The organism is Castellaniella sp. UC4447_H14 (genome assembly GCF_052978285.1).
Window position 1 is genome coordinate 2,327,957 of sequence record NZ_CM129666.1, and the last position, 20,880, is coordinate 2,348,836.

At 62.3% G+C, this 20,880-nt stretch carries 25 protein-coding genes; 16 read left to right on the forward strand and 9 right to left on the reverse strand.

The features are described 5' to 3' along the window. Positions 1–73 precede the first annotated feature (73 nt). The 5 genes from ACVCMJ_RS11180 (at position 74) to ACVCMJ_RS11200 (ending at position 5,130) form a co-directional block, all read left to right on the forward strand. Positions 74–1,039, forward strand: coding sequence for a LysR family transcriptional regulator (locus ACVCMJ_RS11180; RefSeq protein WP_447081484.1), 966 nt, complete (start codon positions 74–76; stop codon positions 1,037–1,039). Between the two features lie 22 nt (positions 1,040–1,061). Then, positions 1,062–2,078: an ABC transporter substrate-binding protein gene (locus ACVCMJ_RS11185; protein ID WP_447081485.1), complete on the forward strand. Its 1,017-nt coding sequence runs from the start codon at positions 1,062–1,064 to the stop codon at positions 2,076–2,078. Positions 2,079–2,165: 87 nt separating this feature from the next. Beyond that, complete coding sequence (locus ACVCMJ_RS11190) at positions 2,166–2,936, forward strand: ABC transporter permease (protein ID WP_447082579.1); 771 nt, start codon at positions 2,166–2,168, stop codon at positions 2,934–2,936. 17 nt (positions 2,937–2,953) lie between these two features. Continuing rightward, on the forward strand, positions 2,954–3,718 hold the full coding sequence (locus ACVCMJ_RS11195; protein ID WP_447082580.1) for an ABC transporter ATP-binding protein: 765 nt from the start codon (positions 2,954–2,956) through the stop codon (positions 3,716–3,718). 107 nt (positions 3,719–3,825) lie between these two features. Continuing rightward, on the forward strand, positions 3,826–5,130 hold the full coding sequence (locus ACVCMJ_RS11200) for an NAD(P)/FAD-dependent oxidoreductase (protein WP_447081486.1): 1,305 nt from the start codon (positions 3,826–3,828) through the stop codon (positions 5,128–5,130). A 188-nt stretch (positions 5,131–5,318) separates the two neighbouring features. Here the strand turns inward: ACVCMJ_RS11200 and ACVCMJ_RS11205 are convergent, their stop codons facing one another. Continuing rightward, the gene (locus ACVCMJ_RS11205) at positions 5,319–6,239 is read right to left on the reverse strand and encodes a M23 family metallopeptidase (RefSeq protein ID WP_447081487.1); all 921 of its coding nucleotides are present in this window, start codon (positions 6,237–6,239) and stop codon (positions 5,319–5,321) included. A 288-nt stretch (positions 6,240–6,527) separates the two neighbouring features. On the opposite strand from ACVCMJ_RS11205, the gene ACVCMJ_RS11210 reads away from it, so the two are divergent. From ACVCMJ_RS11210 to ACVCMJ_RS11220, 3 genes are all read left to right on the forward strand, one after another. After that, a complete protein-coding gene (locus ACVCMJ_RS11210) occupies positions 6,528–6,830 on the forward strand; it encodes a type II toxin-antitoxin system HigB family toxin (RefSeq protein WP_447081488.1) in 303 nt (100 codons plus the stop codon). 3 nt (positions 6,831–6,833) lie between these two features. Then, on the forward strand, positions 6,834–7,205 hold the full coding sequence (locus ACVCMJ_RS11215) for a helix-turn-helix domain-containing protein (protein ID WP_447081489.1): 372 nt from the start codon (positions 6,834–6,836) through the stop codon (positions 7,203–7,205). Positions 7,206–7,290: 85 nt separating this feature from the next. After that, complete coding sequence (locus tag ACVCMJ_RS11220; RefSeq protein ID WP_447081490.1) at positions 7,291–7,887, forward strand: PIN domain-containing protein; 597 nt, start codon at positions 7,291–7,293, stop codon at positions 7,885–7,887. Between the two features lie 48 nt (positions 7,888–7,935). Here the strand turns inward: ACVCMJ_RS11220 and ACVCMJ_RS11225 are convergent, their stop codons facing one another. Next, on the reverse strand, positions 7,936–8,703 hold the full coding sequence (locus ACVCMJ_RS11225) for an SDR family NAD(P)-dependent oxidoreductase (RefSeq protein ID WP_447081491.1): 768 nt from the start codon (positions 8,701–8,703) through the stop codon (positions 7,936–7,938). Positions 8,704–8,860: 157 nt separating this feature from the next. Here ACVCMJ_RS11225 and ACVCMJ_RS11230 point away from each other — a divergent pair, with 157 nt between their 5' ends. Then, positions 8,861–9,847 (forward strand): LysR family transcriptional regulator, encoded by a 987-nt coding sequence (locus tag ACVCMJ_RS11230; protein WP_447081492.1) that lies wholly within the window; start codon positions 8,861–8,863, stop codon positions 9,845–9,847. On the opposite strand, the gene gcvA is transcribed toward ACVCMJ_RS11230, so the two are convergent. Continuing rightward, on the reverse strand, positions 9,805–10,773 hold the full coding sequence (gene gcvA / locus ACVCMJ_RS11235; RefSeq protein ID WP_447081493.1) for a transcriptional regulator GcvA: 969 nt from the start codon (positions 10,771–10,773) through the stop codon (positions 9,805–9,807). The two genes, ACVCMJ_RS11230 and gcvA, sit on opposite strands and share 43 nt — an antisense overlap. A gap of 108 nt (positions 10,774–10,881) precedes the next feature. On the opposite strand from gcvA, the gene ACVCMJ_RS11240 reads away from it, so the two are divergent. The 3 genes from ACVCMJ_RS11240 (at position 10,882) to ACVCMJ_RS11250 (ending at position 13,708) form a co-directional block, all read left to right on the forward strand. Beyond that, on the forward strand, positions 10,882–12,087 hold the full coding sequence (locus ACVCMJ_RS11240) for a YbfB/YjiJ family MFS transporter (protein ID WP_447081494.1): 1,206 nt from the start codon (positions 10,882–10,884) through the stop codon (positions 12,085–12,087). A gap of 37 nt (positions 12,088–12,124) precedes the next feature. Beyond that, positions 12,125–12,556 (forward strand): carboxymuconolactone decarboxylase family protein, encoded by a 432-nt coding sequence (locus ACVCMJ_RS11245; RefSeq protein WP_447081495.1) that lies wholly within the window; start codon positions 12,125–12,127, stop codon positions 12,554–12,556. Between the two features lie 108 nt (positions 12,557–12,664). After that, a complete protein-coding gene (locus ACVCMJ_RS11250) occupies positions 12,665–13,708 on the forward strand; it encodes a zinc-dependent alcohol dehydrogenase family protein (protein WP_447081496.1) in 1,044 nt (347 codons plus the stop codon). 324 nt (positions 13,709–14,032) lie between these two features. Here the strand turns inward: ACVCMJ_RS11250 and ACVCMJ_RS11255 are convergent, their stop codons facing one another. Together ACVCMJ_RS11255 and ACVCMJ_RS11260 are read right to left on the reverse strand one after the other, a co-directional pair. Next, positions 14,033–14,494, reverse strand: coding sequence for an AraC family transcriptional regulator (locus ACVCMJ_RS11255; protein WP_447081497.1), 462 nt, complete (start codon positions 14,492–14,494; stop codon positions 14,033–14,035). A gap of 25 nt (positions 14,495–14,519) precedes the next feature. Beyond that, complete coding sequence (locus ACVCMJ_RS11260; protein ID WP_447081498.1) at positions 14,520–14,873, reverse strand: DUF4870 family protein; 354 nt, start codon at positions 14,871–14,873, stop codon at positions 14,520–14,522. A 212-nt stretch (positions 14,874–15,085) separates the two neighbouring features. On the opposite strand from ACVCMJ_RS11260, the gene ACVCMJ_RS11265 reads away from it, so the two are divergent. Beyond that, complete coding sequence (locus tag ACVCMJ_RS11265; RefSeq protein ID WP_447082581.1) at positions 15,086–16,123, forward strand: threonine aldolase family protein; 1,038 nt, start codon at positions 15,086–15,088, stop codon at positions 16,121–16,123. Between the two features lie 101 nt (positions 16,124–16,224). Here ACVCMJ_RS11265 and ACVCMJ_RS11270 read toward each other — a convergent pair whose 3' ends face one another. The 3 genes from ACVCMJ_RS11270 to ACVCMJ_RS11280 form a co-directional block, all read right to left on the reverse strand. Continuing rightward, complete coding sequence (locus ACVCMJ_RS11270; protein ID WP_447081499.1) at positions 16,225–16,500, reverse strand: chaperone modulator CbpM; 276 nt, start codon at positions 16,498–16,500, stop codon at positions 16,225–16,227. Next, positions 16,497–17,402: a DnaJ C-terminal domain-containing protein gene (locus ACVCMJ_RS11275; protein WP_447081500.1), complete on the reverse strand. Its 906-nt coding sequence runs from the start codon at positions 17,400–17,402 to the stop codon at positions 16,497–16,499. The genes ACVCMJ_RS11270 and ACVCMJ_RS11275 overlap by 4 nt, the downstream gene beginning before the upstream one ends. Positions 17,403–17,469: 67 nt before the next feature. Further along, positions 17,470–18,288, reverse strand: a complete 819-nt coding sequence (locus ACVCMJ_RS11280) for a hypothetical protein (protein ID WP_447081501.1) — start codon at positions 18,286–18,288, stop codon at positions 17,470–17,472. A 180-nt stretch (positions 18,289–18,468) separates the two neighbouring features. Here ACVCMJ_RS11280 and ACVCMJ_RS11285 point away from each other — a divergent pair, with 180 nt between their 5' ends. Together ACVCMJ_RS11285 and ACVCMJ_RS11290 are read left to right on the forward strand one after the other, a co-directional pair. After that, the gene (locus tag ACVCMJ_RS11285; protein WP_447081502.1) at positions 18,469–18,807 is read left to right on the forward strand and encodes a hypothetical protein; all 339 of its coding nucleotides are present in this window, start codon (positions 18,469–18,471) and stop codon (positions 18,805–18,807) included. 4 nt (positions 18,808–18,811) lie between these two features. Further along, positions 18,812–19,219: a DUF2231 domain-containing protein gene (locus ACVCMJ_RS11290; RefSeq protein ID WP_447081503.1), complete on the forward strand. Its 408-nt coding sequence runs from the start codon at positions 18,812–18,814 to the stop codon at positions 19,217–19,219. 75 nt (positions 19,220–19,294) lie between these two features. Here the strand turns inward: ACVCMJ_RS11290 and ACVCMJ_RS11295 are convergent, their stop codons facing one another. Further along, a complete protein-coding gene (locus ACVCMJ_RS11295) occupies positions 19,295–20,074 on the reverse strand; it encodes an RNA polymerase sigma factor (RefSeq protein ID WP_447081504.1) in 780 nt (259 codons plus the stop codon). A gap of 195 nt (positions 20,075–20,269) precedes the next feature. Between ACVCMJ_RS11295 and ACVCMJ_RS11300 the strand changes: the two genes are divergently transcribed. Then, complete coding sequence (locus ACVCMJ_RS11300) at positions 20,270–20,863, forward strand: hypothetical protein (RefSeq protein ID WP_447081505.1); 594 nt, start codon at positions 20,270–20,272, stop codon at positions 20,861–20,863. The last annotated feature ends 17 nt before the right edge of the window (positions 20,864–20,880 follow it).

Consider the following 20,880-nt stretch of genomic DNA (forward strand, 5'->3'; position numbering starts at 1 on the left):
TAAACACAGTCGTATGCCTACTTGCTATTTTAAGTGGGTGACTGTGTCCGGTGTTTCAGGGGGCTGGTCCACCATGACCTCGAATGATGCTCAATCGCTGGATATCCGCGCGCTGCGCGTGGTGATGGCCGTAGCCGTGAGCGGCAGCTTCACGGAAGCGGCAAAGACGCTCAGCCTGACGCAGTCAGCCGTCTCGCAGGCCATCTCCGCGGTAGAGCGCACTGTCGGGGCCCATATCGTCGACCGCACCAAGCGGCCCCTGCGTCTCACGCAAGCCGGGGTGTCACTCAATCGTAGCGCCTGTCAGATCGTGGCCGACATGGACAAGCTCATCGCGCAGACCCGCGAAGCGGCCCTTCTGAGCCACGTCGAGGTGCGTCTGGGAATGATTGACTCATTCTCGGCCACCGTGGGCCCCTATCTGCTCAAGGACATGGTGAAGAGCACCGACCATATCCGGGCCTGGTCGGGGCTCGCAAACACGCACGCGCGGGGCCTCCTGAACCGCCAGCTCGACCTCATCATCACCTCGGACCGCAACGACGACGTCGATGGCCTGATGAGGCTTCCGCTCTTCCAGGAGCCGTTTCTGATAGCCGTGCCGCGTCACCGCGCCGACCAGTTCCAGGGGCTGGATCTGAATAGCTGCGCCCGCGCACTTCCCTTCATACGGTTCAGCGCGCGTTCGCACTTCGGCGACAAAATCGAGCGCCATCTGCGCCGATGCGCGGTGAGCGTCCCGAACTTTGTCGAAATCGACACTGCGGACGTCGTACTCGCCATGATTGCCAACGACCTGGGGTGGGCCATCACCTCGCCGCTATGCGTCATCCAGGGAGCCGCCCACCTGGATCACATCGCCCTGCTGCCCCTGCCGGGCCCCGCCCTCCTACGCATGATCTACCTCATCTACCGCGAGGGCGAGAACGAGGAGGCTGCGGAGCAAATTTTTCGCAGCAGCCGGAGCGCGCTTGACCAACACGTGCTACCGGCCATCAAACAGTACATGCCCTGGATGAAGATTCCGCATGTCACATAACCAACCACCAAGGAGACACTCAATGAGCCACCGTTATACGCGCAGACATTTCCTCACTTCCGCGGCTTCCGTCGCCGCCGGTGCGGCTTTACCCCTGGGGCTTGCGCGCACCGCGCTCGCCAAAGAGAGTTCCACACCGGTCACCTACGGAGGCTCGGCCTGGCTCGGCCACTATCCGGCCTACGTCGGCATGAAGGACGGCGGCTTCAAGCGGGCTGGGGTCGACCTCAAGTGGGAATCGTTCGGCACATCGTCCGCGCGTCTCACGGCGCTCATGGCCGGCAACATCGACATCGCCGGCACCGGGGTGGTCTCGGCTATCGCACTCATGGCGCGGGGCGCGCGACAGTTCCAGATCATCGGCATCCCCGAAAACTTCGGGCGCGTCGAAGGCCTGTTCATGCACGACAGCGTCAACTCCATCGAAGACCTCAAAGGCAAGACCATCGGCACGACCTTCGCCTCCAGCAGCCACCTGCTGGTGCTTGATCTGCTCGCGAGCCACGGGCTCGTCCCGGACAAGGACGTGAGCGTGGTGAACGTGGGCGCTCCCGAAATTCCAGCCGCCCTCAAGGCTAAGCAGATCGACGCCTGCGCGACCTGGACTCCCTACTTCAACACGATCAAGGCGACGCCCAGCATGAAGCTGCTCTTCGACGACACCAGCTTCAGCCTCTACAAGAAATATGGCGTCACGCCGGGCCCCGACGTACTGGTCGTGCGCACCGCCTACGAGAAGAAACACCCGCAGGGCCTGAAACACTTCATGGGCGCCTACTTCAACGCCTGCCTGCAACTGCGCGACAAACCGGATGAGTGCGCAAAGATTCTCACGACACTCACCAGCCTGAGCGAAGCCGAGCAGGCAAAAACCGTGCGCGACGCAGATTGGTACGATCTTGCGCAGCAAAAGGACCTGCTCAACCCCAGCGGCAAATTCGTGACCGGCCTTCAGGCCCTCGCGGACATGCTCGTGACCTACAAGCAGATCGACAAGGCCCCCAAGGTGAGTGACTGGATTACGCCCAGGTTCGTCTGATCCAGACGCCGGGGCACACATTCACACGGGGCGCCCCATCCATCGCAAACATCTTCCGTCGAATACATCGCGCCGCCACACGTCGCCCTGGGCTCCACCATGAAAGAGAAGAAGAGAAACCTGATCACCATCAGCGCCGTTTCCGTGCTGGTGTTTCTTGCCATCTGGGAGTTCGCATGCCGCACCGGGCTCGTCGACCCCATTTTCCTACCCGCGCCGTCAGACGTGCTGCTGCGGGGCATACAGGACACCGAAAGCGGTACGCTGGCCATCAACATCTGGGCTTCGACTCGGCGCGTGATGGTGGGCTTCTTAGCCGCCGTTGTCGTGTCCATCCCGCTCGGGGTCGTGCTGGGTACCTCGCGGCGATTCTGCGCAGTCTTCGACCCCTTCATCTCGTTGTTGCGCCCCCTGCCTTCCATGAGCTGGATCCCGCTCTCATTGCTGTGGTTCGGGATCACCGAGACGCAAAAGTACAGCATTGTCTTCATGGGGACGATTGCGCCGGCCCTACTCTATGTCATCGAAGCCACGCGCAACGTGGACCCTGTCCTGATCCTGGCCGCCCGCAATCTGGGCGCATCACCGGTGCAAGTCATGCGCGAGGTGATCCTGCCGGCCAGCATGGCCCAGATCATCAGTGGCTTCAAGATCATCCTGGGGCTGTCCTGGACCTGCGTGATCTCCGCGGAACTCGTGGCGGCAAAAACGGGCCTCGGCTTCATGATCATGAACGGCAAGGAGTTTTTTCAGACCGACACGGTCGTGCTCGGCATGGTGATGATCAGCATCACCGTGCTCATCATCGATGTCATCTGGCGCGTCATCGAAAATCGGCTGCTCGCCTGGCAACGCTAGGAAACGCGAACATGGCAATGATACACATTGAAAACGTCGGCAAGAAGTTCGGCAACCTCGAAGTCCTGCAGGGCATCGATTTGGAAGTGCGAAAGGGCGAGTTCCTCGTGCTCCTGGGTGCGTCGGGCTGCGGCAAATCCACACTCATCAATCTTATCGCAGGTTTCACGCCCCCCACGTCCGGGCGCATTCTCGTCAACGGCCACGAGGTGAAGGACGTCGACCCGAGCAGCGGCATGGTGTTCCAGCAATACGCCCTCTTCCCGTGGATGACAGTCATCGAGAACGTGGCCTTCGGGCTGAAGCTGCGCGGGGTCGGCAAACGCGAACGCGAGGCCCACGCGATGAAGTACATCGAGATGGTCGGGCTGACGGACTTCGTCCACGCCTTCCCGAAGGCGCTCTCGGGCGGCATGCGCCAGCGCGTCTCCATCGCCCGGGTGCTTGCCAACGACCCGGACGTGATCCTGCTCGATGAACCCTTCGCGGCACTGGACGCCATGACGCGACAGGTATTGCAGGAACAGCTCGTCTCTATCTACGAGAAAAGCCAGAAGACCATCGTCTTCATCACGCACTCCATCGACGAGGCGATCCTGCTGTCGACGCGCATCGTGATTCTCGGCGCACACCCGGGACGTGTCGTGCAAGACATCCATAACGACCTGCCACATCCGCGCAATGCCGACGTGCAGCTCAGCGAGAAATACACCGGTCTGAAATCGCGGATCTGGGCGACGGTACAGGCGGAAGTCATGAAAAGCCTCGAACGGCAAAGTTGACCCGCGCACACTTTTCAATCGCGACACCCCCCACTGAGCCTACCCCGGGCGCGTCGCACCAGAAATATTCGCCGGGTGGCCCATTTCTTCCGTCCAAGGAGTCTGTCGTGCCGCGTACCGCTACCTACCCCATCTACGAGAACCAATCGGGGTGGAACGCACTTCTGCCCAAGAGGCAACCCGCCGTCGGCCGCCCTGCCGAGGCGGCTTACGATTTCGTCATCATCGGCGCCGGCTACACCGGCCTGGCCGCCGCTCGACGCCTGGCCGAGCTGAACCCGGGCAAGCAGGTGCTGGTGCTGGAATCCTCCGAAGTGGGCGAAGGCTCTTCGGCGCGCAACTCCGGCTTCATCATCAGCCTGCCGCACAACACCAAGCTTTCAGGCCACACAGGTCCGACCGAAGTGATGCGCAAGCAGACCCGTGTCTATGAAGCCGGCGTACGCTGGCTGCAAGATATCGTGCAGACCCACGGGATAGATTGCGCATGGAACGTCGCGGGCAAATACCATGGTGCGGCCACGCGCCACGGCGAGGCGGGCCTGAGAGCCGCAGCCGCGCATTACAAGGACTGCGCCATCGAATGTCAGGAGCTCTCAGGCACTGAACTGGCAGCCGTCACGGGTTCGCATTACTACCGCTACGGCATCCGCACCGGACACAACATTTTCATCCAGCCGGCCGCCTTCGTCCGGGGCCTCGCCGACACGCTGCCGCCCAACGTAGAACTGCGCGAGGACAACCCCGTGAGCGAAATTCGCGGCAAAGGCCCTTACGATGTCTACATCCCCGGTGGACAAGTGCGTGCGGGAAAACTGGTGCTCGCCAACAATGGATTCGCCAAACGCCTGGGCTTCGCGCGTGACCGACTCGTCATCATCTTTACCTACGCCGGCATGACGCCCGAGATGGACGACGAGCACCTGGCACTCCACGGAGCAGGCGTCGAGTGGGGCCTCATCCCCGCCAATCGCCTGGGCACGACCCTGCGCAAGATCCAGAATCGGCGCTTCATGGTCCGCAGTGCCTATTCCTACGAGACCGCGCAGCCCATGGAAAAGGTCCGCGCCATGCTCACGGATTACTACCGCCGCCGATACCCCGCGCTCGAGAGCCACGAATTCGAATACGTGTGGGGCGGCGTGACGGCGCTGACCCGCAACGGAGCCGCCTACTTCGGGCCAGTGGGCAAGGATATTTACGCCTCACTGGGCTGCAACGGCGCCGGCGTGCTCAAGGGCTCAATCTATGGCAAGCTCCTTGCCGAAATGATCATGGGCGAGCAGTCACAAGAACTCTCGGACGTCCAGAGCCTCGGCGAGCCCAACTGGATGCCGCCGGAACCCTTCCGGCGCGCGGCGGTCATCACGGCCATCCACTATGAGGAACACCGCGCAGGGCTGGAACGCTGAAGCACTCCCCCGCGGGATGGCGAGCACGCTGCAAAACGCGGCCCTGCGCGCCCGCGATGCGGCGCACATCATGCTGGCCTCGCTGTGCGCGTGCCCTTCATCCCCGGGACCATCCCGCTATGCGCGGGTAAAGTCGCCCCGCGGTACCCAATTCCGCCAGTCACGACCTGCTCCAGTACGACCGCAAGTCACCGCGTGCGATCCAGCACCAGCAACGGATCAATACGCATCTCGAACCATGTCATGCCCCAGTGCAGGTGTGGTCCGGTCGCACGCCCTGTCGCGCCTGCCAGCCCAATGACCTGGCCCTGGCTCACCACGTCACCCACGTGGACGTCCAGGCGGGACAGGTGCAGGAAGTTCGAGCCAATGCCATAACCATGGTCAATCAGCACTGTACCGCCGGTCAGATACAGGCCGGGATCGGCAAACACCACCCGGCCACTGGCTGGCGCTTTGACCGGTGTGCCGGTCGGGACGGCAACGTCCATGCCCGAATGTGGGGCACCAGGAATCCCGTTATAAATCCGCCGGCTACCGAAGCGCCCTGAAACGCGACCATGCACCGGCCAGATAAAGGCCTCGGCAAAACCCATCCCCGCATCGCTGGTCGCACGTGCCGCCGCCACCCGGGCCTGCTCCCGACGAATCCGGGCCGCAATCTGCGGCGGAGGTGAGACAGTCTTGGGCGGCAGCCCGCTGATCCGCTCGACCGGCCAGTCGCGCGGCTGCACGGCCAGATCCACGGACAGGGCTGCGCCGCCGGGCGGGGTCACGCGCAGATGGAGGGGGCCGGTGGCATCGGGCGCGACACCAAACACCACGGTGCCATAGTCGGTGACGGCGAGCGTGCGCCCGTCATAGATCACCTTGCTTTTTGGGGCTACCTTGCCGATCACCATCGCCCCCTGCTGCACCCGCGCCGGGAAGGACACATCTTGGGCTGCAGCGCGAACGCTACCCACCGGTGAAAGCAACAGCAGCGTCAGGCACCAGAGAACCAGCGCAGGGTACTTGGCCCACACCACCCTGATTTCCGGCATCCGGGCCCATCGCTTGACACAACAACGCATTGCAGAAGTGTTCAACACCATCAGAATCGACCCCATGAGAACCGCCGCACCAACGGCATCAACGAGTGTAAGCTGTCTCGCCATGCGAGGTGGTGGCCAGGCCCTCGCAGCCGTCTTCTTGGGCACGCTCGGCGCAACCGGGTCACGTTCCACGCAATTGCCCGTAGAGCCGGAGAAGATATGCCCCGATGGATCGGGCCACTGCAGTACAGCCTGTCATCGAGGACATCATGCGCTGGGGAGATACCGCACTCAAGGACTGAACTGCGCAGCAAGTCCCAGAACAAACTTGCGTTAGTCCCAATTTGGGACTACTCTATGTTCATGAGAGTGATCGCCGCCAGCACCCTGCGCCGCTTTTGGGAAGTCCACCCTGCTTCAGAGCAGCCCCTCAAGGCCTGGTTCGATGAAGCCACTCAGGCTCGATGGGCACAACCAGCCGACATCAAGGCCCAATACCGCAGCGCCAGCGTGCTGAAAAACCGACGCATCGTCTTCAACATCAAGGGCAACGACTATCGACTCATCGTTGCCATCGCCTACAAGCTGGGCATCGTTTACGTCAAATTCCTCGGCACCCACGCGGAGTACGACAAGATCGACGCCGAAACCGTAGAAATGGAGTGAACCATGGACATCCGCCCAATCCATACTGATGCAGATTACAAGGCAGCGCTAAAGGCGGTCTCCAGACTCATGGAGAATGACCCCGATGCCGGCACGCCTGAAGGGGACCTCCTGGATGTCCTGACCACACTCGTCCAAGCCTATGAGGCCAAAAACTTCCCGATCGATTTGCCTGACCCAGTGGAGGCCATCAAATTTCGGATGGAGCAGGCTGGGCTGACAGCAAAGGATCTGGAGCCCATGATTGGCCAGCGTAACCGTGTCTACGAGGTTCTCAATCGCAAACGCTCCCTGACGCTGCCCATGATCTGGCGACTGCACAAGGGGCTGGGAATTCCAGCCGAAAATCTGATTCGGCCCACCGTGCATGGGTGACAGCCGCTCGAAACAACTTTTATGTAGCGACCTTCGGGCCGGTTTGGATTGACCGAGTTTCACTACGAAAGTTCGCCACTCCCCCATGCTTTGCTCTGCCCCTCCCTTCATCGTCCTCGATGCCTGCGTGCTGATGTCCACGCTGCAGCGCCGATTGCTGCTGCGTCTGGCCGATCAGGGCGTGTTCCAGCCGATCTGGACCGAACGCATCGGCGAGGAATGGCGCCGCAACGCGGCCCGCGTGTGGCAGATTTCGCCTGAAAAGCTGGCGGAACAATGGAGCGCCATGAACCAGCGCTTCCCCGGCGCAATGGAGGTCAATACCGGCCCCTACGAAGTCGGCTTGCGCTACAGCGACGCGAAGGATCTTCATGTGATTGCGGCCGGCCTGGCGCGGCGAGCGCGCTGCGGCTTGCAGCGCCCTCCCGCGGTGCATGTGATGACATGGAATCTGAAGGATTTCGATCGATCCGAATTGCGGCGCCAGAGGCTGGACGTGTATTCCCCTGATCAATTGCTGGCCGACTGGTGGCGGGCGGGATCAGCGCGCCTGGACGCTGCCGTGCAGGCTGTGGCCGCCGACTCCGTTGCGCTGGGTCACACTCCGGAGCCGCTGGCCGATACGTTGCAGCGTGAACGGCTACATCGCCTCAGTCGCCTGGCGCTCAGCATGCGCCAATAAGGCCTGGGCTGGATGCGCACCGTAAGCACGCTTGAGTTCTCGGCGCGGTCAGAGCTTGTAGCCCCCGCTCGCCTCGATCGTCTGGCCGGTCACCCAGTGGCCTTCATCAGAAACCAGGAACGCCACGACGGCGGCGATTTCCGAAGGCTCGCCAAAGCGCCCCAGCGCAATGTCGGCCTCGACCGCCTTCACGAGGTCGGGATTCTCTCGGAAGGCGGCGTTCGCGTCCGTTCGCGTGTAGCCCGGCGCGACGGCGTTTGCGGTGATTCCGCGCGGCCCCAGCTCGGACGCGAGCGCCTGGGTCATGGTATTGATGGCCGCTTTGGCCATTGAATAGACAGGCGCGGTTGCCAAAGGCTTCGTGGCGGCAGCGGAAGAGATGTTGATGATGCGTCCACCATCGGCGAGGCGATCCAGAGCGGACTGAACGATAAAGAAAGGTGCGCGAGCGTAGACCGCCATCAGGGTGTCCCAACTGTCAGGCGTGGCGTCTTTGAAGCCCACCCACCCGGAATTGCCAGCGTTGTTGACCAAGATATCGAGCGCTTTGCTTCCGTTTCGCTGGGTGAACTCATCGTCCAGCTTTTCGAACAAGGTCGGGACAGTCGCCGGGTCAACGAGGTCTGCATGGATCGCGAACGCAGCGCCACCCGCTTTCTCGATGGCTGCGACTGTCTGGTCTGCGCCAGATTTACTCGCGTTGTAGGTCAGCGCGACCGTTGCGCCATCCTTTGCAAGACGTTCGGCAATGGCGCGGCCAATGCCCCGCGACGCTCCAGTAACAAGAGCGGTTTTTCCTTTGAGAGCGTGTTCCATTTGATCTTCCTTTATCAGAGTTGGGCCAGGCCGCCGTCGACAGCGACTTCGCTGGCGGTCATGAAGTCCTTTATCGATAGAGAGCAGTCTAGATTCCTTGACATATCAAAACAATTGACGAAATATCGCATTATTAAATCTACTATTTAGATGACACATGCTCGACAATGTCACTATCAACCAACTGCGCGCATTCGTCGCGGTATGCGATCAGGGAAGCTTTTCAGGCGCCGCGCAGAAACTCAGGCGCGCACAGTCGGCCATCAGTCATGCCATCAAGGCGCTGGAAAGCGCCTTTGATGTCGAGCTGTTCGAGCGAAACACACGAAAGGCTCAACTCACCGCGGCGGGGCGCAGCCTCTTGCCGGACGCGCGAGCCGTGATCTCACGCACGGAGGAGATGAAGGACCGTGCCAGCTCGATCGCCAGAACCGGGGCGCCGCAAGTTTCAGTTGCGATCGATGCCTACTTCCCGCGCCATCACCTGATCGATTGCTTGCGGACGCTGCAAGCGGAGTTCCGCAACGCAGTGATCGACCTGCGAATCACGACCATGCAAGGCGGAGAGAACCTGGTACTCGAAAGGGTGTGTGCCCTGGCCGTCACGATCGAGAACGTGCCCGAGGTGAACCCGGATGCCATCGAACGCCAGTGGCTGTGTGAGGCGGAGATGGTGACCGTGTGCGCGCCATCCCACCCGCTGGCTTCAACGCGGAAGCCCATCCCGATGGACGAGTTTGGCAGGCACGTTCAGATCGTCGTCACGGACAACCAGCCGGGAGCGGGAAAGACCCAACAGGGCGTAGCAGGCAAGCGCCAGTGGCTGGTTAACGATCTCGGCGCCAAGCGTGATCTTCTCGCCGCCGGTCTGGGCTGGGGCCACTTGCCACGCCACCTCGTTCGGGACGATCTGGCGAGCGGACGGCTCGTCGAGCTCGAACGTCACGCTTGGCACCTCGGTTCTCTCACGTTCATGATCTCGCAGCGGCGAGGGTATGACATCTCCCCGTGCGAGTCGCGGTTGGTCGAGCTTCTCGGCAAAGATCAGCGCATCGCCGACAAGCGACGACTGATGGGGCGATGTCCACGCCTTGAGCGGCCTCACGCACGCTCACCAGGCGCTGAACATGAAAACCCCGGCTGAGGCCTTCGCATCAGCCGCCTGATCTGTGCAGGTTCCGCGGGGTCATTACACTGCTTCACCAGCCAGTGGCAGAACACGCGGGCCTTGGGCGATAGTGCCCGGTCTTCCGGAAAGACGATGTAATAAGCGTACGACTGGAGAGACGCTGGCTGGGCCTGCAACACACGCACCAACTGGCCGCTGGCGAGTTCCGCGCTGATCATGACCGAATTGGCCAGCATCACGCCCTGTCCGGAGACCGCAGCCTGCATCGCGAGCGGGTATTCATTGAAATGAGGTCCCGGTATGGGCGGTTCCACGTTCGCCCCCGCGCTCTTGAACCATTCGACCCAGGACATGAAGGGGTGATGAATCAGGGTGCACTTGCGCAATTCCGCTACCGTTCGCGGCAAGCGTCCGTCGCGATAGGTCGGGCTGCACACCGCCAGATAAACGAGCCCGTCCAGTGGAAGCCGATCCGCGCGCAGGCCCGGCCAGTCACCGTTGCCGGACCGCAAGGCAAGATCCACATCGTCATGATCGAAATCGGCCAGCGCGATGGTCCCGCTAAGGTTGATTTCCAGGTGCGGATGGCGACGCCGAAAGTCCACCAGTCGCGGTACCAGCCAGATCGCCAGTGAAGGCGGCGCACTGATGTTCAGTGTCTGCGGCCTGTCATCCGCACGTACGTCCGCAACGCCTTTTGCGATAAGCGTCAGCGCCTTGTTCACCGCAAGGTAAAGTCGCCGGCCGTCCTCGGTCAGCAACATGGAGTGGCCCGCACGCCGAAACAGCTTTGTTCCGAGTTCAGCCTCCAGCGCCTTGATCTGGTGGCTCACGGCACTGTGCGTCAGGAACAATTCCTCTGCCGCACGGGTGTAGCCATGATGGCGCCCGGCGGCCTCGAAGATGCGTAGAGCCTTGAGTGAAGGGAGGCGATCCGACATCGCGAAATGTTAGCTCAGCTCACCTATCGGGTCAAAAAATCTCGTTGGATTTCAATGTCATGCGGGCATACCTTGCTGATTCCTGCTTGACGAATTGCGGAGCTCGAAATGGACTCTTCCAGCGGCAACACCCTCGGCCCCCGGCCTGGTCGTGAACAGGCCGTCGAATCGTCCGGCGTTTCCCTGTGGGTGCCGGCTGGCCTGGCAATGGGCGCAGCCGCCGCGCTGGGCTTCGCGCGGTTTGCGTACTCCTTGTTGCTGCCCGCCATGCAGCACGACTTGCATTGGAGCTTTGCCCAGGCTGGTTCGCTCGGTACCGCGATGGCGGTGGGTTACTTGCTCGGGTCACTGTTGACGGTACACGCCGAGCGCTGGCTCGGCACGGAGCGCGTGTTCGTGCACGGACTTCTCCTGACCGCTGCATCGCTCCTGGCCATGGCGCTGTTCCACGATTATGCGGCGCTGCTCCTGCTGCGCTTCATTGCGGGTTTCGTCACAGGCTGCGTGTTCATCGCCGGCTTCAGCCTCGCCGCGCGGGCAGGTGCCGCCTCGGGCCGCAGCAGCTTGTTCACCATCATTTACGGGTCCGGCGCGGGGATCGGCATGGTCCTGAGCGGCCTGCTCCTTCCACCCGTGCTGGCCTCGGGATGGAACTGGGCCGGAAGCTGGATCGTGCTCGGTCTGATGACACTGATAGCGATCGCATTGACGGTCCCGGCGGTGAGGCGCGTTCCGCCAATGACGGCTGCGACCGCCGACGGGGCCAGTGTCTCGCTGGGTCGGCTGCGCCCAATTTTGGGAGCCTATTTTCTCTACGGTGCGGGCTACTACGCCCTGATGACGTTCGTGATCGCCTACCTTCATGCCGCTGGCTACGGCCAGACACGCATCGTGGACTTCTGGCTCGTCGCGGGCCTGGCGGTCAGCGCTTCGATGATTGTGTGGGGACCGCTGCTCGGGCGGCTGCGTGGCAGCGGCGGGGTGGTCCTGACCACAAGCGTACTGATTGCAAGCGGCCTGGTTCTGCTGTTGCTGCACGGTATTGCCGCGGTCATGCTCTCGGCAACTCTGTTCGGGGGGTCGCTGATGGCCAGCGCGTTCGCTCACCTCGACTACGCGCGCGGACTCGTGCCCTCACATGCATGGACGCGGATCATCGCGGCGATGACGGTCATGTTCTCGCTCGGGCAGACAGCGGGACCCTTGCTATGTGGGTCGATCGCCGATTACGGCGGAATGCGTATTGGGATGTTTTCCGCAATCGGCCTGCTGGTGCTATGCATCGCGCTTGCCTCGCTGCAACGTGGATCGTGACGTTCCTTGTCCCTTCACTCTCTACTGGAGATACCTCGTGAGCTCACTACGTTTGCCCTACCAAACCCTTTCACCTGAAGCCTATCGGGGTCTGAGTATCACAAAAAGGGCCCTGACAAACAGCGACCTTGGGAAACAGCTGATCGATCTGGTGTATCTGCGAACTTCACAGATAAACGGTTGTGCGTTCTGCCTGGAGATGCATACGGCCTCCTTGCGGGCTGGTGGGATACCGGACGCGAAGCTGGACAGCCTGGCAGGCTGGCATGTGAGTACTTATTTCAGCGAGCGCGAACGTGCGGCACTGGCTTGGACGGAAGCCCTGGTGGATGTAGCCCACAGTCACGCTCCCGACGAGGACTTTGAACGGCTCAAGGCGCAATTCAGCGACGCGGAAATCGCAGACTTGAGCTTCGCCATCGCACTGATGAGTGCCTTCAATCGCCTGGCGATCGGTATGCGACAGTAAGACCCAGGCTTCAGAGCAGCATCTTGCCATGAACTGGATCCGTACCAAAGCGCACCGAAGACGAAATATTTGGCCAGCTATTCACGAAAACAACGAATGGAAGGTTTTATGTCCGATCAAACCATGAAGCAGTGGCGCCTGAACGCGCCTGGACGCCAGAATTTGCAACTCATCACCGTGCCAGTACCGTCACCTGAAGAAAACGAAATCCTGGTCAAGGTCAATGCCGTTTCCCTCAACTACCGCGACAAGAGCGCCATTGAGGAAGGTGCGGGATTGCCGCCGACCTTTCCCGTCGTTCCCGCATCGGACCTTGCCGGCGAAGTCATCGCAACGGGCGCCGGTGTAGAGCGTTTCCATCCTGGCCAGCGGGTCATTTCGAGCTTTGAGGCCGAGTGGCTGGGCGGACGGCCGTTGTATGGCACTGCCCGCAACCCTCCATATCGCACCTTGGGGGGTGTCCTGCCTGGCGTGCTGTCCGAATATGTGGCTTTTCCGCAAGACTGGTTCGTGCATGCGCCGGACAGTCTGGACGATGTGCAGGCCAGTACGCTGCCGGTAGCCGGGCTGACGGCCTGGAGCGCTTTGGTGGGATACGGCCACCTGCACGCGGGGCAGACCGTACTCATCCAAGGCACCGGCGGCGTATCGCTGTTTGCCTTGCAGATCGCAGTAGCGCACGGCGCTTCGGTCATCGTCACGTCCTCCAGCGATGAAAAACTGGAACGCGCCAAGCTGCTTGGCGCGTTCCATGTCATCAACCGTCTGCGCGAAGATTGGGTAGAAGCGGTATATCGGATGACCAATGACCGTGGCGTGGATCATGTGCTGGAGATGGCTGGTGGTGCCAATTTCGGGCGCTCTGTTGAGGCTGTCTCGATCCAGGGCCGTATCTCCGTGATTGGCGTATTCGATGGTTTCTCATTCTCCGGACCAACGGGGCCTTTGCTGCGCAAGCAGGTTTCCGTGCAAGGCATTGGCGTGGGACATCGCAGCGGTTTGGAAGATCTGGTTCGCGCGATCGACCGCACGGGAATCACACCAATTGTTGCCCGTCGATATGGATTCAACGATTTAAACGAGGCACTCGACCATCTGGAAGCCGGGCCCTTTGGCAAGGTTGTCGTGGAGGTGGGTTCGGGTAATCTCTGAGGTTCTGCTATGGAGCTCCGGCGCTTACGTTACCTTGTAGCCCTGGCCGAGCGCTTCTTCCAGTTGCTCAAATGGGAGTAGATCCGGCGTCGCGTCTATGCCACCCGGGGGCGCATGGGTCCTCAGCGCGGTGCGCGGCCGAAAGGTCTTCGGGCCGACGGGTTTTCGAGCAGCCTGAGGATGGCAATGCTGTGGCGAAGTGACCATCGCAATGCCCAGTACCTGCAACGGCATCGTCGAAAACTGCATACGATCGAATCGATGTGATCGAGACGATCGTCAGGGCAAAGCCGATGCAATTCTGCATCGCCCGCGCGCTGCCTATCACGCAATCGAAACGTACAGGTCCGTACGCAGCTCATCAGCCGGCGTATCGGAGGGGGTGTTCCGGTACACCTCGAAACTGGGCGCATCCCCTCTTCGGTAACCACTACCCGGCAGCCATTCACGCGTCAGGCGGCACCATGTATCGCCCAGGGAGGAGTACGCACCAACATGCGTCGTGCGCGCATAGCGGCCTGGCGGCAATCGCTTTTCAACAACGCCGGCCGGCAGGCCGACGCCATCAGGCACCGAAATGCAGGCATCCGAGCGAAGCTGGCCGGCCAACGTGGTGTGCGGGTCATCGTAATAGACCGCCAGCATCAGAGTGCCTTCCCGCACAAGGCCGGCAGGACCGACTATGGAGCCCAGGCGCTGAAAGGCTTCGGAGATTCCGTCGTACGGACCGACATGCGGGACGGCCGCCAGGCGAAGCGCAGGCCGATCTTCGATGATCACATTCATGGCCGACTCTTTTCCAACCCGCGAACTACGCGTACATCTCCTTGCGATCGTTCAAATACAGCCATCCCTTGACGACGCGATAGATGACCCAGATGCCGTCGGCGATCAGGATGGCCACACCGATGAATACGGCCATCAGCACCCCACCGATCACCGCCCACAACAGGGCGTACCAAAATGTGCGGATCTGCCAGCGGAAGTGCGATTGGCCGAGGGTTCCCCGCACATCGTCGCGTTTCACATAATTGATGATGACGCCGATGATGGTGGGAACGCCGCCCAGAAAGACGCCCAGGAGCTGCAGGCCGTAGACGACCGTAGCGAGATTGCGCGCCGAACGCTCCGCGTCCGAAAGTGGAGTAACCGTAACGTCGTCCATGGCGGTCCTTGAGAAGTCCTGAAGATCACTGCCATTCTATCGGCACCGGGACCCCGGGCGCCACACTTGGCGAAGCCCCTGCGTTAGACTTCCAGGGCCCACGACAACAACGGTTTCGACTGCGGCGTCGGAGTGATCGCCCCCGTCACGGCCCAGGCTTTGCAAGCTCCGGAACCGGCGGCATCCACAAGGAGAATGACCACGTGGCCCGGATGATCGAATTGCGCAGCGACGCTGACACACTGCCCACCGACGCCATGCGCGAAGCCATGGCGCGCGCGCCGGTCGGAGACGACATTTTGGGAGAAGACCCCACCACCAATGAACTGCAAGCCGTGGCCGCTTCGCTCTTCGGGAAGGAGGCCGCGCTGCTGACCATTTCGGGGACCATGTCCAACCAGGTGGCGGTCATGGCGCTGACCCAGCGCGGCGATGAGGTGATCGTGGGACGCGACGCCCACGTCTACAACATGGAAGTGGCGGGACTCACCACTCTGTCCCAGGTTCAGCCCCGGGTCATCGACGCGCCCCATGGCCAATACGACCTGGACCAGATGCAGAGCGCCTTGCGAAGCAGCAGCATCCAGTCGGCGGCAACCGGTCTGATCTGCCTGGAGAACACCTACAACCTGAATGCAGGCGACGTCTGTTCACTGGACAACATGATCCGGGTGCGCAGCCTCGCCCGGGCGCACGGGGTACCGGTGTATCTCGATGGCGCTCGCGTGTTCAACGCCGCCGCCGCGCTCGGTGTGCCGTTGTCCGCGCTCGCCGAGCAGGCGGATGTGCTGCAGGTCTGCCTCACCAAAGGGCTGGGCTGCCCGCTGGGCTCGCTGCTGCTGGGGTCTCGGGCGTTCATCGAGAAAGCAAGGCGCATCCGGCAACGGCTGGGCGGCGGCATGCGGCAGTCGGGCATCATCGCAGCCGCGGGGCTGGTGGGGCTTCAGACCATGCGGGAACACATGCATGCCGACCATGCGCACGCACGTTTGCTGGCAAAAGGTCTGGCGGCCCTGCCGGGGATAGGCCTGCTGACCCCAGAGCCCCGAAGCAACATCGTCGCCATCGAGCTGACCACCCGCAATCCGGGCCTGGACGACTTGATCGAGCAACTCAAGGCACGTCATGTCCTCATCAAGAAGATCGGTGAACGACAGGCGCGCATGGTGACGCATTTCCAGGTCGATACGGCCGACGTCGAATACGTTCTGAAGAGTTTCAGGGACATCCTGACGGCGCGCTCCGCGTAGCAGCCGCAAACCGCGCTCGCGCATCAGGCGGCACGGGCGACTGAACTCCACACCCGCATGGACCGCCGCGCACGGTCTCGCGCAGCTCCAGCTCGCTGCCCTCACTTCACCCGCCTCGTCTCCTCCAGCAGACTCAGGGCCTCCCGCACGCCATGAAGCTGGTCCACCAGATGCAGAATCAGCGCCACCCCGTCGTCGTTGACGCCGAAATCCTGCTGCAGATCCCGGATCAGGCCGGCGCGGGCAATGTCGCAATCGGTAAAGCGGGTTTCGGCCACCTGTTCGTCCGGGATCAGCCACTGCTGTTCCAGCCAGAACTCCAGGGTCTGTTCCTGAAGATTCGCGCGGATCAGGAATTCCTCACGGGTCATGATCATGATGATTCACCTTGGCGCGGATTGTGTGCCCTCCCCTTTTCCCAGCCGGCCACGAACGCTTCAAGTTCCGGGTCCGGAGGTTTCGGCAACACGATTTTCAGCCGGACCAGCTCGTCGCCGAATCCGCCTTCGCGGCGCGGGGCGCCCTTGCCTTTCAGGCGCAGCGTGGTGCCCGAGCTGGAATGCTTGGGGATTGCCAGCATCACGTCGCCCGCGGGGGTCGGTGCGCGCACCTCGCCGCCAAGGACCGCCTCTGACAGGGACACTGGCAGCTCCACGATCACATTGACGCCCTCCAGCCTGAAGCGTGGATCGGGCAGCACCTCGATCTTGATGAGCGCATCGCCCGGCGCCCCGGAGCCGTGGCCGGGCGCGCCCTTGCCCTTCAGGCGGAGCGTCTGGCCATCCAGAATGCCCGGCGGGATGGTGACATCCAGCGTACTGCCGTCGGGCAAGGTGATCCGCTGGCTCGCCCCCGTGACCGACTCGACAAAACGGATGGACAGGCTGTAGAGCAAGTCTTCGCCGCGCCGGTTGGCATGCGCCTGGCGGCTGCGGCGCAAGAGTTCGGCGAATACGTCGTCGCCGGCGAAGTCCGCATAACCGGATTCGTTGGTATAGGGATTGCCGTGATCAGCCGAGGCAAAGTCCCGATAGAACTGGCGTTCAGGCTGCTCCGCGCCGGTGGCGTCGATCTCGCCCGCGTCGAAGCGTTTGCGTTTTTCAGGGTCGCCCAACAGCCCATAGGCGAGCGAGACCTGCTTGAATTTTTCTTCGGCCGCCTTGTCGCCCGGGTTCAGATCCGGATGGAGCTTCTTGGCCAGGCCACGATAGGCCTTCTTGATCTCGTTTGCGGACGCCGTCTGCGCCACGCCCAGGACCTGATACGGATCTTGCACCATGAGCCTCACAAGAGCATCGTGATGCCCTTCAGCCTATCACAGGTGGGCGCGGGCAATCCCGCACAAATCATGACCGGGGGCGCGGCTCCCCCGAGAACACCACGTCACGGCACTTGAGATGCAACATCTCCATGCCCTCCATGAGGAAGAAGCTTGCCTCGAAGGGGTTCTTCAAGATGAAGGCGGCCCGCACCTCCTCATACAGCGGCGAGTCCGGCGGGACTTGGTGCGCGATCATCTCCAGGATGGTGTAGTTCCAGTCGATGGCCCGCTCGAAGATGAACTTGGCGCGCTCGTCGATGATGAAAAAGCACCGCGGGTCGCGCTTGAGCAGGCGCAGCTTGAAGGTGCCCGGCACCGACACCAGAAACACGTCATCGGCTTCGGTGTTCAGGAACGCCAGCACGGTGGTGTGGGGCTGCCCCTCGGCCAGCGTGGTCAGTATGCCGACTTTGTTGTCATGCTCTTTTTCGCGCACGGGGCCCAAGCGTTGCAGGGACGAGATGGGGAGCGGCGACTCCAGGCGCACATCCGCGGGAAACTCGTAGTCAGGCCTGCGATAGGTCTCCACGACGCGCGTACCGTGAACCAGGATGTACTCCACCGGTGACAGCGTGATCCAGTTCTCGTCCACGCCAGTGATCCGGCCCTTGTACGAGGTTCGGTAGACATGCAAGTCGGCATCCAGTTCGTCCACCCCGGTGCGATTGTCCAGATGCAGGGTGACCAGGGTGTTCGGGACCAGCGCATGGCCTTTCGGGATGAAGACGCGCAACTCGTTGTTCGAGCGCGGATAGACCATGCCGATGTGATGCACCACGCCCAATTCCTGATACGAAGCCAGCACGCCCAGGAGCTGCTCACCTATGTAGTCGCGCAATGCCATCGGAGTGTCTCCGCAAAATCCCGATTCTAAGGGAGCGGATGCCTGCGAGACAAAGGTCGCCGGGGACAGCCAGGAATTTCCAGATTTTGAAACGCCCCGCCTGTACCACGCATCTATTGCACGACTCTCCAATAAGGCGGCACCAGCCGCCGACCGGAGCTCACTTGGGAGAACATCAAAATGGTCATCACTGCCTTATGGTTCTTTGGGATCGGCGCCCTCGGCGGCCTGGTCCTCGCGTCCAGCGTACTGCGAGACAAATTCGCGCCCTGGGCGTTGTCGGTGGTACACGCGCTATTGGGGGCCATCGGCCTGATCCTGCTGATCGTCGGCCTGGTGGAGGGTTCGGCCACGCAGCCCGTTCTGGTGGGCTTCATCATCCTGCTGATCGCCGCACTGGGCGGCTTTTTCCTGGCGTCCTTCCACCTGCGCAAACGCCTGCCGCCCAAGGCCATCGTCTTCACGCACGCGATCCTGGCCATCATCGGCTTCCTGACCGTGCTCAGCGTGGTGCTCTGACATCATGCGGCATCCTGTGCACCCCGCGCTGGTCCACTTTCCAGTGGCCTGCTGGTCCTTGGCCACGGCCGCGGACTTTGCCAGCATCTGGCTCGGTGAATCGGCCTGGCAATGGTCGGGCGGCCTGCTCGCGGTGGGGTGTTCGGTAGCCGTGCTGGCGATGCTGGCAGGGCTCTGGGAACTGGCCCGGGTGCCGGACGGCCCGGCCCTGCGGGACACCTATCTGCACATGGGAGTCATGCTGACGGCGTTCGCGCTGTTCACCGCACGCCTGCTGACACGGCTGGACCATGTGCAGCCGCTGGCGCCCGACACGCTGTCCCTGGTCCTGGATGCGCTGGGGTTCATAGCCTTGGCCGTGGGTGGCTGGCTGGGCGGCCGGCTCGTCTACGGCCACGGCATCGGCCGCTGACATACTGCCGCCGATGGCCCGCCGCGCCCCCGCGCGCGGCGCGCCACTCATGGCTTCATTCGTCGTCCAATAAATTCAGCGCTCAAGAACGCCCGCGGCGCGCATGCGCGCGTGGACGCCGTCCACAATCCGATCGCAGCGTTCGCCGGCAAACGAAAACGCATCGTGCGCGTGCACATCCAGCTCGCCGCGCAGCGCATCCTGCAACAAACGGCGCGCCCGCATGTACCGCACGCGTACCGTGGCTTCCGGAATGTCCAGGGTTGCGGCCACCTCGGCCGAGGACAGGTCTTCGACGCCGCGCAGCATGAAAACCGCGCGGTACTTGTCGGGCAACGCGTCGATGTGCTGCTCGATCAGGCCGCGCAGCTCAGCGCTCCAGGCCTGGCGGTCAGGCTCGGAGCCGCGCGACGTGTCGCAAGAATCGTCAGTCATCAACATGGTGTCCTGTTCCTGCAAGTCAACATCCATGGATTGGATGATCGCTTCACGCGTTTTGTTTCGCCGGCGCCGCATCAGGGCTTCATTGACCACGATGCGGGTCAGCCATGTAGCCGGCGCGGCTTCCAGGCGAAAATCCCGCAAATGGCTGTAAGCCTTCCACCAAGCATCCTGGACAGCGTCTTCGGCTTCGGCCTCGTCGTGCAGAATGCTGCGCGCGGTGCGATAGAGCCGCTGGTTATAGCGGCGCATCAGTGCATCGAACGCGCCGACCTCGCCGTCCGCCGAGCGCTTGATCAGCGTCGGATCGTCCAGAACGCAAAAAGCCGTCGGATCCACGAACCCCTCCAGAATGGTGAATGCCCGCGAAAGGCGTCGCGTGCCGCCTGCGGATGAGCCATCGTACTGTTTCACAGGGGCCGGCGCCACCGCAAGAAAAGGGTCCGCGCAATACCGCCGCCGTCCGGACAAAAGCGTAGTATTTCAGGGCGGGAACCGATGAGCATCGCCTGATGCATTCCAGCAGAGAGGCCGGCTTCCGTTGGCACGGTGGGCGCCAGATAGCCCCGCCCTCACAAGCCGCCCTCGCCGACGGTAGAGGATCTCATCGTGAAATTTGCCCACCTCATTGCCGCCGCACTGCTGATTGCGGCTTCCGGTCCGTCTTTCGCGCAGAAGGCGCCGATACATGGCCAGATCGAAAAGCTCGCCCAGTCCGTCTTGACGGTGAAGACCAACGAAGGCGGCGACCTGGCCATCACACTGGAGCCCGACGCCACCGTGATGGCAATGACCGCGGCCAGCCTGGCCGATGTCGCCCCCGGCAGATTCGTCGGCACGGCCGCCCATCCCGGCGGCCCGAACGGCGAATTGGTCGCAATCGAGGTGCATATCTTTGCCGACAACATGCGCGGCACAGGCGAGGGCCACCATCCCATGGCGCAGGGAAACACCATGACCAACGCGACGGTGGAATCCGCTGTGGCGGACGTCCACGGCCGTGTATTGACGCTACGCTACAAAGGCGGCGAACAGAAGGTCCTGGTGCCGGCCAAGGCGCCCATTGTCCTGTTGACGCCCAGTGACCGCGGCGCGCTGAAACCGGGCGAACACGTGTCCTTTTTTGCTACCCGGCAAGCCGACGGGCGGGTCACCGCCCGCCGCGTCACAGTCGGCGTGAACGGGGTGATCCCGCCGCTGTGAGATCAGACGCCGGGCGC

Excerpts from the sequence above, each read along its gene's own strand:
- ACVCMJ_RS11180 (WP_447081484.1), top strand. The coding sequence starts at position 74 with ATGACCTCGAATGATGCTCAATCGCTGGATATCCGCGCGCTGCGCGTG.
- ACVCMJ_RS11185 (WP_447081485.1), top strand. The coding sequence starts at position 1,062 with ATGAGCCACCGTTATACGCGCAGACATTTCCTCACTTCCGCGGCTTCC.
- ACVCMJ_RS11195 (WP_447082580.1), top strand. The coding sequence starts at position 2,954 with ATGATACACATTGAAAACGTCGGCAAGAAGTTCGGCAACCTCGAAGTC.
- ACVCMJ_RS11205 (WP_447081487.1), bottom strand. The coding sequence starts at position 6,239 with ATGGGGTCGATTCTGATGGTGTTGAACACTTCTGCAATGCGTTGTTGT.
- ACVCMJ_RS11210 (WP_447081488.1), top strand. The coding sequence starts at position 6,528 with ATGAGAGTGATCGCCGCCAGCACCCTGCGCCGCTTTTGGGAAGTCCAC.
- ACVCMJ_RS11215 (WP_447081489.1), top strand. The coding sequence starts at position 6,834 with ATGGACATCCGCCCAATCCATACTGATGCAGATTACAAGGCAGCGCTA.
- ACVCMJ_RS11220 (WP_447081490.1), top strand. The coding sequence starts at position 7,291 with ATGCTTTGCTCTGCCCCTCCCTTCATCGTCCTCGATGCCTGCGTGCTG.
- ACVCMJ_RS11225 (WP_447081491.1), bottom strand. The coding sequence starts at position 8,703 with ATGGAACACGCTCTCAAAGGAAAAACCGCTCTTGTTACTGGAGCGTCG.
- ACVCMJ_RS11230 (WP_447081492.1), top strand. The coding sequence starts at position 8,861 with ATGCTCGACAATGTCACTATCAACCAACTGCGCGCATTCGTCGCGGTA.
- gcvA (WP_447081493.1), bottom strand. The coding sequence starts at position 10,773 with ATGTCGGATCGCCTCCCTTCACTCAAGGCTCTACGCATCTTCGAGGCC.
- ACVCMJ_RS11240 (WP_447081494.1), top strand. The coding sequence starts at position 10,882 with ATGGACTCTTCCAGCGGCAACACCCTCGGCCCCCGGCCTGGTCGTGAA.
- ACVCMJ_RS11250 (WP_447081496.1), top strand. The coding sequence starts at position 12,665 with ATGTCCGATCAAACCATGAAGCAGTGGCGCCTGAACGCGCCTGGACGC.
- ACVCMJ_RS11255 (WP_447081497.1), bottom strand. The coding sequence starts at position 14,494 with ATGAATGTGATCATCGAAGATCGGCCTGCGCTTCGCCTGGCGGCCGTC.
- ACVCMJ_RS11260 (WP_447081498.1), bottom strand. The coding sequence starts at position 14,873 with ATGGACGACGTTACGGTTACTCCACTTTCGGACGCGGAGCGTTCGGCG.
- ACVCMJ_RS11265 (WP_447082581.1), top strand. The coding sequence starts at position 15,086 with ATGATCGAATTGCGCAGCGACGCTGACACACTGCCCACCGACGCCATG.
- ACVCMJ_RS11270 (WP_447081499.1), bottom strand. The coding sequence starts at position 16,500 with ATGATCATGACCCGTGAGGAATTCCTGATCCGCGCGAATCTTCAGGAA.
- ACVCMJ_RS11275 (WP_447081500.1), bottom strand. The coding sequence starts at position 17,402 with ATGGTGCAAGATCCGTATCAGGTCCTGGGCGTGGCGCAGACGGCGTCC.
- ACVCMJ_RS11280 (WP_447081501.1), bottom strand. The coding sequence starts at position 18,288 with ATGGCATTGCGCGACTACATAGGTGAGCAGCTCCTGGGCGTGCTGGCT.
- ACVCMJ_RS11285 (WP_447081502.1), top strand. The coding sequence starts at position 18,469 with ATGGTCATCACTGCCTTATGGTTCTTTGGGATCGGCGCCCTCGGCGGC.
- ACVCMJ_RS11290 (WP_447081503.1), top strand. The coding sequence starts at position 18,812 with ATGCGGCATCCTGTGCACCCCGCGCTGGTCCACTTTCCAGTGGCCTGC.